This is a genomic window from Paenibacillus sp. FSL H7-0690, from assembly GCF_037980415.1.
GTDB classification, from domain to species: Bacteria; Bacillota; Bacilli; order Paenibacillales; family Paenibacillaceae; genus Paenibacillus_AQ; species Paenibacillus_AQ odorifer.
In genome coordinates, this window is record NZ_CP150281.1 from 6689413 (window position 1) to 6702892 (window position 13480).

Sequence of the window (13480 nt, forward strand, 5' to 3'; positions counted from 1 at the left end):
TCATTTCAAAAACTTTCTGCGATATAACCGGTATCCGATCATCAACAATCCGCCAAACAGCAGCAGAGAAATCATGATCACAACAATAAAAAATTGATTCTGAATATTAAAAAGTCGGGTGAAGCTCTTTTGCTGCTCCTCTGTGTAGCGATAATCGCTATCCACTGTTTCCGGTGTATAGTCCAGGCTTAGAGGTTGTCCATTAATAGAAATCATTCCATCTAATGAGGAGATTGTGTTCTGATCAGTAACGACCTGATGCTCTTCTTGCTTATAATCGGCAAAAGAAACCCAATTCCGTTCCAGACTTTGCAGCATTTCTTCAAGCTGACGCTCATCCTCGGGCATGTCGACGGTGATTACAGTATCCATCGGCAATTGCGGTATCACTTTATTGGATGTATGCAAAGCTTGAAGAAATTCCAGCGGAACGCTATATAAAGAGGATGGAAAGGATTTAGAGGTGTCGCTCTGCTCCATATAATCAATCTGTTCATCCGGATACAACACCACGGAATCAAAAAAGCTCATCCCCGCTTCTGAATACTCTTTGTCATACGACCAATGCATTTCTGCTCCGACTCCAAGCGGCCCAAGCCCGTTTTCGGCCAACAGATTGATGAAATCATTCATCTTTCCTTTAAGCGTATGGTCACTGGAGCTTATCGTTGGCATCACCACTGGGGCATTGACCAGAATGCTTCCATTGCTGGATTGCACACTTTTCATAGCCACTAAATAACGCTGCATGGCCGGATAGTCGGTATTGCTGAACACAGGCCGCACACTTGCAAGAAACGGAATCCCCAGTTGATACAGCCGCTCACCCGTTTCTGCCAGCAGTCGCAGATCGGAGAAAGGATAGATTTCTTTGATCGCAAGGTACATTTTAGGAGCAGCAGCAGTGATATGTAGCCAATCCTTCAGAACATACGCCATTCCTAGCGTACTGATATTCCCTTGTTCAAAATATGGGGCATATGTATCATTCCCCTTACTCACAGCGTACGGTGCTTGCAGACCCTCCTCCGCAAAAGAGAGTTTCCCAAAGGATTTGACCGCCTGACTCGCTACAATATAAGGCATATTCTGCACCTTAGCTTGAATTCCGGAGAACTGTCCAATTTCGAGCTCAGCACTCCCGTCATAGATCACATCAGTGGTTAGCTGTAACGCCTTCGTTAGACTAGCGGGTGGGTTGTACCCTATATGCAAATATTGCCCCTGATAATGCTCCCAATCCTCTATATAGGATTTATTCGTGATCGAAATATCCGCTTCGTTACGGACCATGATCACTCTGGAGTAATTTTTCAGCATCCCCTGCTCGTATTGATCTAGGCTTCGAAGTGTAACCTTTGTCGAGTAAGCTGCCAGCAGACGTTGAAGTTCAGTCACATTTCCATCCTTAGAGGTCCCCTTGGCAAGGCTGTCATAGAGCAGTAAGACTTGTTGTGGCGATGCAGCAGATTGAACAGGAGTGGCGGGAAGCAATAGGATGGTTAAACTCAGCGTCAGCAGCAATATACAGTATAAGATCCCTCTGCGCTTCAAACACTCACATCCTTTTGAGGCTTTGTAAATGGACTAGACATGGTGGGGCTCTCGTTAACCGGCTTTTTGCGATTTTTGGAGAATCTGCGTCCGATCACACTAGATACTGTCAGAAAGGTCACCAAATCAAAAGATAAAGTGAACAAGAATTCATGCTTGGAAATGTCGGCATCACCGGCACCGATAATCGATACAAAAATGCCTGAAAGACCAATGCCTATCGTAGCGACAATCAATACCATCCGCTGCAATCCTCTAAAATTGCGTGCCTTAATGGCTGTTACAAAGGAAGGCATATACAGACCGATGACAAGCACTGTCCAAAGGAAGATAAAACCTATCGTTCGTGGTGCTAAAGCTTTTTTCAGCTGACTGTATCCAGTAAAAAAGTGACTCTGTGCTCGAAATTCCTTCCCAACAGATTGCTCGTAATTGCCCATCGCCGCTGGTTTAATCGAGAATGCACTTTGAGCAGCTACATTAAGAATCGAGTTAAGCTGATCCGGATTCGATATATAGTATTTAAGGATCGAAACAAATCCGTAACGACTGTAAAAGTTCTCTTGGAGGATTGGTGAATTCACATCAATAGTTCCGTATTTCTCGTAGTAAATGCTGTTCTTCAAGATGGCATATTGTTCATCAATATCGAATGACTTCAGTGCCTTCTCCGGATCGGTGGAATCCTTCAGCACCCCTCGGGTCATGGCATGGAACTGGTTAATATTCACGAATTCATCCGAGATATTCAAATAAGTGAACACACCTGCGAACAGGATCAAGGCAAGGGAAACCAGGGTCAGAATACGAAAGATCTTATCCCTGCGAATCCAAAGGATTGAACACCCCAGAACCGCAATGATTATACCCACTGGCGCATTTTGCTGTTTGGAAGTAGTCAGGATGATCGTACTGATCAAGAACAGGGCCAGCAGCACATAGTCATTGTATCTTTTTTGATATAACAACAACCAAGCTGCGAACATAGTAATCATCGTGATCATCACGACGCTCTCGCCGTAAAAGGAGTTGAAATAAGCGGTATACCCGGTATCTCCAAATATAAAAATAGCAATACCTGCAGTGACCCATCCCTGCTTGCGGGTCATCCCCCATGTAATAGCCTCTATTAATAAGTAGATCGCCGCAGCATATAAAATCGTGTAAATGACTGCTTGAAACCGGATATCGAAAACCTCGCTGCTAAAAAACAGCTTATTAAGTCCAATGGCCAGCTGAATAAATAGGGACTGTGAAGAAAATAATGTCGCGCCATTCTCATTAAAATATTGAAAGATTCCATATTGCTTTACAAAATAACCAAAGTATTGCTCGTCATAATCCGGCAGATTGAAATAAATTCCGTTACTATAGATGCTGCGAAAAAAATCACCATTATCCGCCATTCCGACATACGGGGCGGTAAATAAGGCGATGATGGTTATAAGCAACACTCCAACAGCAGTGATAAAAGCCGGGGACAATGGCAACGGTAGGTTAGCGAGTGTCATCCCCTGCCTCAGAGGTGATTTCACCGTGTTGTTTATCATGCAGATTCACCTTCGTTACTATAGGTTTAAATTAATAGACATAAGCCAATGCCGCCATCAGATTGTCAAAGGAATAGGCTTGGCCACTAGCTACATCGCCGAAGCCTCCATACAGTGAGCTGCCGGCATCGGTTATTCTGAACTCGTTCATTCTTTCAATGCTTTTGCGATAGAGTGCATCGTCTCCGATCTCGGCACCAATCATAGCCGTAATGGCGTAAATGGCTGTTGAGCGAATATCGTTAAGCGGCTTTCCCTCACGCGAATATTGTCCATATAATGTGCCAGCCTCGACCTGCTGCTTGATAAAATTAATGCTGGAGGATTTCTGCTGGTCTACCTCTGCCAAAGCCAGAATAGACAGTAGCGATTCTACTGTATTGATATTCTCCGAACTATAGGTTCCACTCTCATAATTAAACCTTGTTTCATAGAAGGGAAACTCATCTGATAAATATCCATCTTTCAGAATAACGCTCATATTATTCAACAAAAAGTCACGAGATTCTCCAGAAACCGACAATTTTTGCATTGTACCTAAATCAATATAACATAAAGTAACGAATGTGTTGGTTTTTTTGTAATTTTCATCATAGAAGTCATACATATATCCATTTTTTACATTATAGTTATAAAACCTCTCACCATACTTAGCCGCTTCTTCTGTATATTGTTTATCTCTAAACGTATCCCCCGCTTCATAAAGCGCACGAATGATACGTAAGTCATCAACGGCAGCATTCACAGGATATAATTTCTGCTGTTTAGGGCTATATCGGTAGCTAAAACCACCCTTCATATCAAAGGTTTGCTTAGCCAGCGCCCATTCTTCTGCAAATCGCTCTTTCTCACCACTCCGTACGGCTGCCAGCATCCTCAGAGAGGCAGACTCACTTAGAATCTCATGGCCGCTTGCTGCTTCCCCGGATTGCTCTGTTTCAATTAAATTCGTATAAACACCGGACGAGCCGGTAAGCTTCGTAACAATAAATTGCTCTAAAGCATCCAATTCCTGTGAAGGGTCCCCCATATCATTATTAGCCGAACCCGTAGGATTCGGTGGCTCTGTTGTATGAACATTTGCGGAGGGCGAGGGTGTTGATGCCGGTATTGCTGTTTGCTCACATGCTGTTAATGCTGTAAAACCTGTAAGTACCACTACAGCAACAGCTATCTCTTTCCTCAAAAAATCACCTCCCTAAGCATCTGCTTATATTGCCTAGTATTATCTATAACGGTAATATACATCACATCCTTAATCCAAATGTTAAATTTATGAAACCATTAGATGAAAAAAAAGAGGCATCCACACGCCTTCTGACGAGCAGATCCTCCTTTTTCTGTCATCTACTTACTTTATTCCATACGTTCCCAAAAACGATGGGCAGTAATGGCTGCAACGAAGCTAGCCGCGAAAACTTCCCCACCATCGCCTATTATGACTCCCGGTCTGCTTCTATGTTCATCTGTTGCAAGCAGCTCAGCAAGTATTGTCGTCATCGCGATAGGTTTAAAATGTGCATAGGCTTGGTTGAGGAATAACGCTGCATCTTTATGGAATTTCTTGCGTTCCGCATTTCCACCAGCCGCATAAATCGCATCGAAGAGCACCGAATCTGTAGTGGACAAGGTATGGATGACTTCAAGCTCTGTGCCGCTTGAGCCTTTAATAAATCCAAGCTTATCACTGATTAGCTCCGGTTGTATCCCAGCTCCCATAAGCGTGTCCAACACAGGCATTACCGCAGCTTCATCAAAACCATCTCCGATAATCACGCCTACTTTCCGCGTGTTGGGATGTTTTTTCGTATTAGCCTGACTTAAGGCAGGGGAAGCTTGAGTGACCTCGGAACCGCCAACTTCTGGAGCCGCTACTCCAATGGCTTCTGCCACAGGTACAGCAAGCTCGGAGGTAATGTTAGCAAGCATATTTACGACCTGCTGTCGGACCGACTTACTCTTAACCTTTCCAAGCTCAAAAGAATAAGCTTCGATAATATGCAATTGTTCCGGAGGGCTCATACTATTCCAGAATAACTTGGCTTGTGAAAAATGATCCTCAAAGCTTTTACTCCGGCTGCGTACCTTACGGCCCTCAACCTTTTCTTGATAATGCACATAACCGCCTTCAGCCTCTGGGACAGGTCTCGGCGTATTTTGGGCCAGAGAATTATTATGATAACTCACAGTGCCCTGATTAATCGTCTGCCGCCCATATCCGTCACGCTGGTTGTTGTGGAAAGGACACACCGGTCTATTAATCGGCAATTCATGAAAGTTAGGACCCCCAAGCCGAATCAGCTGGGTATCCGTATAAGAGAACAATCTGCCCTGAAGTAGGGGGTCATTGGTGAAATCAATCCCTGGCACTACATGTCCAGGGTGGAAAGCCACCTGCTCCGTTTCGGCAAAAACATTATCCACGTTGCGGTTCAAGGTCATTTTCCCAACGATCTGCACGGGCACGTCTTCCTCTGGCCATAGCTTTGTAGGGTCCAGCACATCGAAATCAAACTTGAATTCGTCTTCTTCACTAAGAAGCTGAATGCCCAGCTCGTATTCCGGAAAGTTGCCGGCTTCAATCGATTCCCATAAATCACGGCGGTGAAAGTCAGGGTCCGCTCCGGATATTTTCTGTGCTTCGTCCCACACCAAAGAGTGTACACCAAGCACTGGTTTCCAATGGAATTTAACAAAATGCGCTTTCCCCTGTTCATTGATCAGACGGAAGGTGTGAACTCCAAACCCTTCCATCATCCGGAAGCTGCGCGGAATGGCGCGGTCGGACATCAGCCACATCGCCATATGGGCCGATTCCTGATTATTGGCGATGAAATCCCAGAAGGTATCATGGGCTGATGCTGCCTGAGGCATTTCATTATGCGGCTCCGGCTTAAGCGCATGCACTAAATCAGGGAACTTAATCGCATCCTGTATAAAAAAGACCGGCATATTATTGCCTACCAAATCATAATTGCCTTCTTCGGTATAAAATTTGGTCGAGAAGCCCCGGGCATCCCGCACAGTTTCGGCTGAACCCCGTGATCCTGCTACCGTTGAGAACCGGACAAACACCGGGGTCTTCACGGACGGATCTTGAAGGAATTTCGCCTTCGTATATTCTTTCAACGATTTATATACTTCAAACTCCCCGTGGGCGGCAAATCCGCGTGCATGCACGATCCGCTCAGGAATCCGCTCGTGATCGAAATGGGTCATTTTTTCCCGAAAATGAAAATCCTCCAGCAAGGTTGGCCCCCGGTCACCGGCTTTTAGGGAGAACTCATCCTCGGACACTTTCAATCCCTGATTGGTTGTTAAAGCGTGACCTTCGTCCTTACTGCGAAACTGTTCCAGTTGCTCATTTTTGCTATTTCCGTTCACTTTTTGCTGTTCACTCATTAACAATGGCTCCTTCCGAAAGGTAGAGTAACGATAATATTCATCTCTTACCCTTAAGGAAGGAACGGCAAACAAAAAGAAGCGGAATTCCGAGAAGCCATTCTCCCGAAAATCCGCTTTACTCGCTCACTGACCTAACCTTTAATTCTCCGATACGTCTCTTCATCCGAAACAATATATAATCTAGCCTCTTTAGGAATAGGCTGGTCCAGCTTGCGATTGATGCTAAGGTCACTACGATCCGAGAGTAAAGTTGCACCTTGAAGGAGCAATTCCTGAAACGCCTGCCCATAGGTCTTCCATGCACTATTCACTGGAATCTCATAAATATCATCCCCATACTGGCGGCTCAGCAGCTGCGTAATCACCTCTGAATTCCCCTCTTGCAGAGCGGATCGGACTGCCAATCTAGAAATGGCATCATGCGACAGAACGAATTCATTGACCTGAACATGCCTGAAATTCTGTATATTCTTCTCCTGCATAATTTCTACGGTAGTATGTACTTGTGGCGCTATGCGCTCAATGCTGGAGGCGATAAGCAGAGATTTCCCGTCAATTAGCGATGCTTCATCAATCCGTGTGTCTCCGAACACAATGGCTGCCCTGGCTTCGTGTATGTTAGCTTTAAGGAGAATCTCATCGCTGGAAGCATCACCGCTTACAAAGTGGACCTGCTCCATATGCTCCAGCGGATGCCGTCCTATCTCATCAATGATGACGATATGACATTTAGGTGAATAGCATAACACCTCATCTACCGCAGCTTGCGCTTTCTTACTCCAATTGATTAATATCACATGATCCTTTCCCCGGAAGCTCAATGTTCCTGCTCCTCTCCTTCTCTGCACCTCTGCAATAGAGTCAATGACCTTGCCAATAACCAAGCTGAGAAGACCAATCCCAAAAATATATAGAAACATGGTGAATAGCTTACCCACTACCGTCTCGGCAAAATAATCCCCATACCCAACGGTGGCCATCGTTGTCATAACCCAATAGAAGGCATTAAACCAGTTGTGGAATGTACTCGGTTCAAGCAGGTAAGCTATCGATGCGCTAAGAATTATAAAGATCAAAATAATCAGACCGATCGACCGTTTGCGTAAACGCATCATCCTGTTGGATATTCTCAGAAAAAAATGCATCTGCCATCCCTTCCTCACATTAATAAAGCTGCCTCTCGAGGTTATTACTGAGGGCAGCCTTATCCATGTCCATCTGCGATTTGTGAACTAAACAATCAAACTGCTGACTGCAAATGCTGTGCCGATAAACACCAAGCAGAGCATGGTGCCTACTGCCACATTGCCTTTTTCCAGATGTTCTGAAATTTTAAAGCTTGGGGTCGCCAATTCAAAAATCCAATAAGCAGCGATGAGGCACACATAACCGACAGCAAACCAAATGATCATATGCAGAATAGAGGTATTCGTATACGCCGCTACTCCAATGATAATTGCTGTAGCGAGAAATTTGCCGCCAAGCGCTAGAGCTACAGCCACATTCCCTTTTTTCAGCTCTTCCATATCCTTGAACGGGGTCATCAAGCCAAAGATAACCATACCCAACAATTGCAGAAGAATAATCACAAATATACTGACTATTAAATTAACAACAATCGTCACTTTGCCCACCCCCGAAATTTCGCATATGCCGAGTCATAATCGGCGAAATCATGTACTTCCTCAAGGACTACGGAAGCGGTCTTTTCTTTCTCTAATGCTGCATAACGCTCATCGTCTATCGGCTGCTTGATCCGGTTGCCGGAAGGCAGCTCGAGGACGGCAAAGTTTCTTGTCTTCTCATTATATTTTGTCTTGTATACTCCTACAAGATCAACATCTGTAGTTACCGATACCTTAAGGTTGGTAAGATCCTCGACTGCTGTTTTTTCATCGGGATACGATTTAATGGTCGTCCAGGAAGAGAGGCGGACTTCATTGCGTTGGTCGGCATCTGTGATCAGCTCAGCGTCCATGAACTGCAGTGTCCATATTTTATCGCCAGTAGCATAATTCTCATCATTCGGCAGCAGCTCATTATCCGGCAACACCGTCATATCACTACCAATTAGATCACCTACAGTACTCTCCACAACCCGGTAATCCCAAGGTACCCGTGCAACACTGTCAGAAGTTTCGGCAGTGCCTGAATCAAACACACTCCCCTGATTACTGGAACATGCACTAAGCAGCAATACCGTTAGAAGCATCATACATAAAGCCCCGATCCGGGCCTTTACTAATCTGGTAGACGACTTGTTTATAGCCTTACTTTTATCCAACTATCTCACTCCCAACGCGATAAAATGACTGGCATTGCCCGTAATCAGTCCGCCAGCCCGGCCGAGCAGCCCACACGGCTTCCCATTAATGACGAACATGCCTGTCAGTAGGTGGAATTCACCTTCGGCGGTGTGTATTCGGGCTAGTTCAGCTCTTTTTTGATATACAGAGGGAAAAAGCTGACTGCTATCATAACCCTCTTCGTCCTCAATTTCTAGAGTTCCACTATCGTCAAAGAGACGTACAGAACCGCCTTCGCGGCCAAATACAGATTTGGACACAAAGCTGCCAGAGAACACAGGCTTATTATAAGTAGGCAAAATATAACGTGAGATCGCCTCACGCTCTTCATTGTCAAATAATAAGCCAAGCTCATACATTCCCCACACAGCTGCAATCAATCCCTTAGACTGCAACAGAATACTGTGTGGTCCATTAAAAAGCTGAAGATTTCCCTGTTCAACAGCATAGGCAAGTGCATCTCCACCCTCATCGACGGCCATCCACTCTTTAGGATATAGGGCGAACATCCGCTTTATCACCCGGTCCTCCCCGTCCTTCAGAATGCCCTCATCGACCCACAGATCGAGACAATCCACACACTGAATAGTAAGCCCGCTATGTCTGGCCAAGGCTTCAATCGTACCCGAATCTTCAAGATGAGAGCCATAAGCAACACAAGCTGCGGTATCTGGTCGTTCTATCTGCCAGGCTGCGGCAAGTTGTTCCTTCATCGCATGATTTGGACTAGTCACACCCGCCTGTTCACAGATCCAAGGTGTTGCTATGGAAGCCTCCACATAACCTGTAGGTGTATCGGCATTCAGTTCCAGAAGCTTGATGGTTCCATCATTAGCTATCGCAAAATCGAACCTTGCATACCGACTGATTAGACCTTCTTCCGGAATAGGAAACCCATCAAGCATCTCCCAAAGAACAGGAGGAATGCCCAGCAGCTCATACAAATCGCGTTTTAGATGTATATACCGAACCGCTTTATCGAGGATAGCCCATAGCTTTGCGGAGGCTTCCTCAAGCTCTTTATAAATGTCGCTGCGCATGACAGCTATTGCATCCATCCAGTACTCTTCTTCCTCTAGATCTGCCCAGGTGAACCCAAGCTCATGCAGCGCTTGTACCCGTGGGCCCCGCTCCAGATCAGACAAATCTAGAATCTCAAACACGCTCTGCTGATCACTCATCCGCCGAAACCACTCTTGCTGGAACCAGATCTCGATGAAGATTTCGAGCCCGAGCTTGATTTAGAGTTCTTCGAAGAGTTTAAGCCACTGGAAGTGCCACCGATTCCGTTCTTTGAAGAGGAACCTCTTCTCGTGATGGAACCCGTGGATGAGGTTGAGGTTTTAGGTTTCACTACAGAACCGGGCACCTTTTTATTCTGGAACTTTTCGCTGCTATAAGTAGGTGGTTTATAAGTGGTTCTCGTGCCTCCATAATAGGTAGGACGGTCCTTAGCCCATCCTCTGGAGGAGTAATTGGCACCGCTGTTAAACAACATATGATACAGAAGCAAATCCGTCCAGCCAAAACCTGAATGATAACCGCCATAGTTATTCACTACCGTTGTTCCGTTTGAAGTTACTACGCCTTGGCCTTGCTCCTCTACCTCTTTCGTACCTTCTTCGGGGTAGGGAATATTCCAATCCACATTTTTATCAAAATAAGCTTTAACCTCTTCATTAGACCAAGAGACTAGCTGTGGTTCGCCCGCAGAAGTATTCGCGCTAGCCCCCGCTCCGCCAGGAATAAACATAGCATTCGCTAATAAGGCTATGCCTAGCGATGTTGATAATACACGGATGGGTTTGCCATCTGCGGTAAATAATTTTGATGCAGGCAATTCCTTATCCCTTTCTTCTTTAGCCATCGTAAGGTTCTCCTTCCCTGATGATCTTCTATCCCTCAGTGTGCATCGGAACAAGCAAAAGCTCCAGCTTGCCCTCATCCACATTCAGTCGTCCTTCAACCGCCTCATATTCCTTACTGCCCACCACTATATAATTGACATGTTCAAGTGCAGTTATCATATTCATGCTCCACGTACGCTCTTCAATCACTCGTAGATCACCTTCTGGCATTTTTTCGATTAAAACTACACTCATCCCGTTATCCATTATTACCATTCCTTCCTTATATCTGCTATAGCATCTGATACGTTTTTATCACCTTTTCGTTTCAGTTCTAAGCTTGTATAGATTGCCCAGCATTACTTTTGGAATAAGAACGTCTATATAAAAGGAGAACTCCTAACGAACACAAGCTGACAAGGAGCAACAGTCCGTATACATGCTCATAGGCTTTTGCCGGCGCAAGATCACGCTGAGCATGCAGCAACAGCCCACAGACCGCAACAGATACAGAACCTCCAAAGAACTGAATCAGTTGTAAAAGCCCCATACCTGAACCAATCCAAGTTCGCGGAAGAACCCGAGAAGCTTCATTATTTAAGGATGCCATTGTCGCCGAGAAGGCCGGAGAGAAGCAAAGATAACCAAGCAGAAGAACTACAGGAGATACAGAAAGGTTCAGCGCAAATGCAGCCATAACAGCGGCAAGAATACAATGCCCTATGATTAAGAAGCGCAAGTTGCCATACCGGTCAATAAAACGTCCAACAAAACGGGTAAGAAATGCGGATAATAACGCACCTGGTGCGATAAACAAACCAATCATCAACGAGGATTTACCAAACAGATTAGCGAGCACAAGCGGCATCAGGAACAAATTCCCCAAGTTCAGCACCAGAATACAAAAGCCTATGGTAACTAGCTTCAAGTATCCCGGCATTTTTAGCAGCTGCGGGTTAATAAAGGATTCCTTCGCCTTCTTCAAATACCAAGCGTGCACGATAATAGACACTACGCCCACTGCCAACCATACCAGAGATTGGGTGGTTACGGCTACCAGCAGACTTGCTGCATTTACAACGGTCAGCGCCGCCCCAATAACGTCAAAGCTTGCAGGCTGCGGCTGTTCCTTAGGTAATAACCGCAGCAGTACTGGCAATACAACAAGCACAAGGCAAGTAATTCCGAATAACCCGTTCCAGCCAAAATACTGACTGATGACACCACCAAAAATCGGGCCCAAACCAAAGGCCATTGCACTCCCTGCGGAGATCATGGCGATAGCCGCACCACGTCTTTCAATAGGCACATAACGGCTAGCCAGTACGAGCCCCAATCCAGCCATCGCACCCGCGCCAGCAGATTGTACTATTCTCGTTATCAATAATGTATTAAAGTCATGCGCAAATAATCCAAACACTGAGGCCAACCCGAGAGTAATTAAGCCAACGGTTAAAAGTCTCCGAATCGGCACCACGTCTGATAAGCGGCTATAAATAACCGTCGATAAAGCATATCCAATCGAATAGCTCGAAATTACCCATGAACCTAGATCAGCAGAAATTTGGAGATCCTGAATAATGGTTGGAAGTGATACATTAAACATCGTTGTGTTCATCACTACGATAAAAAGGCACATGGTCCATAATGGCATGACTACTTTATCATTCATTACTACTTTCTCATTCATTCCTATCCATCCCTGTCCTAATTTATCTATACAAGCTTATCTAAGTTTATGCCTATAAAATCAGGATGGCAATTGGAATAGGGGGATCTAGACTACTTACGCCACATCAATCCGCACAACAATTCAAACAACTCCATGTAGTTGCGTGGATTTTTGCCCGTTAATGTATGAATGCGATTAAGCCGGTAGTTCAGTGTATTTCGGTGAATATTCAGCTTCTGTACAGTACGATTATGGTCCCCATTCTCAGCAATAAATACTTGCAGTGTTTCAATCAGGCCTGTCTTATCGCCCGACTGATCCAGCAGTGCATAAATCGTCCCGGGCCGCTCAGCCCCATCATAGGAGAGATGAATTAAGAATCTTAGTTCTTCATAAGTGTACAGTTTCTTGAGCGGGTCGACTCTACTGCCAACACTAATCGCCGCCTGGGCCTGTTCAAGTGAATATGCAGCTAACTCCTCTGCTTCGCCAGAACCTATTCGCCCCACATTCGCACATGAATTTAGTTTTCCTATGAGCTCTTTATAAAGAAAAACATCCGTTATAAAAAAAACCGCCTTATCATTCTCCAAATTCCAGTAATGTGGATAGGACCTAAATACATTTTTGAATTCTTTTCCGTTCACATCGCCTTCCACTAGGATCGCCCAGCATTTTTTCTTAAGATCAAGCCCATAGCTGCCCGCCCGTTCCAGAAACTCAAGATCATATGCTTCTTTACGATAAGACAATTCATGATAAAATTTCACACGTTTTACTCGCTCATCCTGTTCCAGCTTGTTCCTTGCTTCCTGCTCAATAAGTAATATAGTAGTGACTCTGACCAGCTTACTAAACGGCCTAACCTCATCTGGATGTCCCGTAATACCTACCACACCCAAAACTTTATGATCTATAATAATGGGTTCATTCACCCCCGGCTTCATGCCGCTGCCATCCTCGTACACTTCAAAGACATGCCCACTTTGAATGGCTATTCTCGCTCCCTCATGTAAGGTTCCGACCCGTTTCAGATCTCCGCTTCCTACAATAAAGCCGCTCTCATCCATAACATTAATGTTATAAGGAACTACGCTCATCATTTCTTGTGCTATTTGTCCTGCAAGTGATTTCGATATCTTCATG

The 13480-nt window shown here is 45.1% G+C and carries 12 protein-coding genes; all 12 read right to left on the reverse strand.

Annotated features, from left to right (window positions below; all coding sequences use genetic code 11):
* The 12 genes from MHI32_RS29440 to MHI32_RS29495 all read right to left on the reverse strand — a co-directional run bounded on the left by MHI32_RS29440 (window position 1) and on the right by MHI32_RS29495 (window position 13479).
* On the reverse strand, window positions 1–1554 hold the full coding sequence (locus MHI32_RS29440) for a hypothetical protein (protein ID WP_340011590.1): 1554 nt from the start codon (window positions 1552–1554) through the stop codon (window positions 1–3).
* The gene (locus MHI32_RS29445) at window positions 1551–3104 is read right to left on the reverse strand and encodes a hypothetical protein (RefSeq protein WP_076278263.1); all 1554 of its coding nucleotides are present in this window, start codon (window positions 3102–3104) and stop codon (window positions 1551–1553) included. The genes MHI32_RS29440 and MHI32_RS29445 overlap by 4 nt, the downstream gene beginning before the upstream one ends.
* A 31-nt stretch (window positions 3105–3135) precedes the next feature.
* A complete protein-coding gene (locus MHI32_RS29450) occupies window positions 3136–4290 on the reverse strand; it encodes a glycosyl hydrolase family 8 (RefSeq protein WP_340011591.1) in 1155 nt (384 codons plus the stop codon).
* 170 nt (window positions 4291–4460) lie between these two features.
* Window positions 4461–6506, reverse strand: a complete 2046-nt coding sequence (locus MHI32_RS29455; protein WP_340011592.1) for a catalase — start codon at window positions 6504–6506, stop codon at window positions 4461–4463.
* Between the two features lie 134 nt (window positions 6507–6640).
* On the reverse strand, window positions 6641–7654 hold the full coding sequence (locus MHI32_RS29460) for a potassium channel family protein (protein WP_076191641.1): 1014 nt from the start codon (window positions 7652–7654) through the stop codon (window positions 6641–6643).
* Between the two features lie 87 nt (window positions 7655–7741).
* Window positions 7742–8134: a DUF350 domain-containing protein gene (locus tag MHI32_RS29465; protein ID WP_038573772.1), complete on the reverse strand. Its 393-nt coding sequence runs from the start codon at window positions 8132–8134 to the stop codon at window positions 7742–7744.
* A complete protein-coding gene (locus tag MHI32_RS29470) occupies window positions 8131–8724 on the reverse strand; it encodes a hypothetical protein (protein ID WP_232061559.1) in 594 nt (197 codons plus the stop codon). The genes MHI32_RS29465 and MHI32_RS29470 overlap by 4 nt, the downstream gene beginning before the upstream one ends.
* A 69-nt stretch (window positions 8725–8793) precedes the next feature.
* Entirely contained in the window at window positions 8794–9996 is a 1203-nt protein-coding gene (locus MHI32_RS29475) for a glutathionylspermidine synthase family protein (protein WP_076181895.1), read from the reverse strand.
* Entirely contained in the window at window positions 9993–10682 is a 690-nt protein-coding gene (locus MHI32_RS29480) for a hypothetical protein (protein ID WP_076124098.1), read from the reverse strand. The genes MHI32_RS29475 and MHI32_RS29480 overlap by 4 nt, the downstream gene beginning before the upstream one ends.
* A 28-nt stretch (window positions 10683–10710) precedes the next feature.
* A complete protein-coding gene (locus tag MHI32_RS29485; protein WP_036682196.1) occupies window positions 10711–10929 on the reverse strand; it encodes a hypothetical protein in 219 nt (72 codons plus the stop codon).
* 67 nt (window positions 10930–10996) lie between these two features.
* Entirely contained in the window at window positions 10997–12352 is a 1356-nt protein-coding gene (locus MHI32_RS29490; protein WP_340011594.1) for an MFS transporter, read from the reverse strand.
* Between the two features lie 92 nt (window positions 12353–12444).
* A complete protein-coding gene (locus tag MHI32_RS29495; protein WP_076124099.1) occupies window positions 12445–13479 on the reverse strand; it encodes a sugar diacid recognition domain-containing protein in 1035 nt (344 codons plus the stop codon).
* Window position 13480: the final 1 nt, after the last annotated feature.